Source organism: Shewanella sp. 10N.286.45.A1 (assembly GCF_041470405.1).
Taxonomy (GTDB): Bacteria; Pseudomonadota; Gammaproteobacteria; order Enterobacterales; family Shewanellaceae; genus Shewanella.
This window is the reverse complement of the sequence record NZ_JBFRMK010000294.1, coordinates 1-426: the sequence shown is the minus strand read 5'-3', so window position 1 is coordinate 426 and position 426 is coordinate 1. Positions and strand designations below refer to the sequence as shown.

Annotated in this window: 1 pseudogene; it reads left to right on the top strand. The window is 43.7% G+C overall.

The window, feature by feature from the left end:
• Positions 1–69 precede the first annotated feature (69 nt).
• Positions 70–426 (top strand): annotated as a pseudogene (locus AB4238_RS19405) (transposase); the annotation flags it as partial.

The window sequence follows — 426 nt, the reverse complement described above, 5'->3', positions numbered from 1 at the left end:
AGCCATGGTTAATGGCCTAAATGATGACCTGCTACTATGCTTGATTTGAGCATTTAACAAGGAGGTTGCATGCCAAGGCCAAGACGAACCCTCATTAGTTTGGAAGATACCGCTTATTATCATTGTTGCAGTCGTGTAGTGCGGCGGGCCTTTCTGTGTGGTAATGACAAATATACAGGTAAGAACTATGATCACCGCCGTGATTGGGTTGAAAAGCAAATATTGAAGCTAACAGAGGTATTTTCGATAGATGTTGCCGCCTATGCTGTGATGAGTAATCACCTTCATCTTGTGCTGCACGTTGACGTAGGACAGGTTAATGCCTGGTCAGATAGAGATGTGGTGTTGCAATGGCATAAGCTATTTAATGGCACAGTGCTAACACAGAAATTTGCCAAGGGCGAAGTGATTGAAGAGTATGCTGTT